General features: G+C 54.9%; 1 protein-coding gene. It reads right to left on the reverse strand.

Annotated elements, in window-relative coordinates; translation table 11 throughout:
• Window positions 1-305: 305 nt before the first annotated feature.
• Entirely contained in the window at window positions 306-1049 is a 744-nt protein-coding gene (locus HMPREF2785_RS09695; RefSeq protein WP_083308966.1) for a trypsin-like serine protease, read from the reverse strand.
• Between the last annotated feature and the right edge of the window lie 42 nt (window positions 1050-1091).

A 1091-nucleotide genomic window follows, 5' to 3' on the forward strand; every position in this document is an offset into this window, starting at 1 on the left:
TCCAACCGCACCGGCAACGCCACACGCTGGGGCTTGTCCGCACCGGACGCTGCTTCACTTCGAAGAACCTTTTCTTTTGTCTGACCCCACGGGAAAATGGCTGCTTCGAAATCGTGTACTTTCGCCCCGGATAGCTACCGTAGCCAAACGACGGAGCATGGTAGCTTCCAAAACCGCTGTCGCCGTCATACACGCCGGTTAGAACCACCGTTTCCCCGACGCCACTGTTTTGCTGAAGGTTCTACGAACTGAAGCGACTGCTACTCAACGGACTGTGAGGGGGCCTATCCTACCCCTGACCAACATCACTCGATACCGGTTCGTCCAGTGAGGGCAGCATTGAGCCCGGTAGCAGCCTTATACTCCTCCGCTGCAGTTAACCCAGCATTCAATTTCATAGTGCTGTTGATCCAGTCAGCCCTGGATGCAATATTGGTGTGCCACATCAGCATGTCTTTTCCGTCGACGCAGGACGGGTTGTAACCCCCTCCCGTATGGATTGCATGGATGGTTGACCCGATATAAACAGGTCCCCCCGAGTCACCACTGCACGATCGTGATGCGGTTGCAGACAGCGCTTCGAACAGATCGGTATAGACTGCGGATCCGAAATCTATCTCGTCACGATGAGCGACAATCGTTGTGGTGGCAGACGACGCATAGTCGTGGGTCTCTCCGTACCCCGTCAGTGTTGCCTGCTGGCCTATGTCGAGCGGATCCTGCGCTACTTCAAAAGTATCCGCATCAATTCCCGGCCCCACCTCAATCAGAGCAACGTCATCCGTATCCGACAATGTGTAGATTCCGGCGATCCCTGCCTGCTGCCCATCAAACTGCTCTAAGTAACCGTCCATCGACGGATTCTGGGATACACAATGGTGCGCAGTAAGCCAAAACCCATCCCCTACATAACTCGCGGTACATTCCCTGCGAACCCGAGATGCACCCTCTCTACTGGCAGGGGTTATCACCTGCCACAAGGCAGCAATTCGATTGTCCTTAACGGGAGTAGTACTCGTCGCCTGCAGTGATGGCCAATCATTCGCCACAGCGTGAGGCTGGGCTGTGTCAAATTTTGTGGACGGGTAAAC

Source organism: Corynebacterium sp. HMSC067D03 (assembly GCF_001811185.1).
GTDB classification, from domain to species: Bacteria; Actinomycetota; Actinomycetes; order Mycobacteriales; family Mycobacteriaceae; genus Corynebacterium; species Corynebacterium coyleae.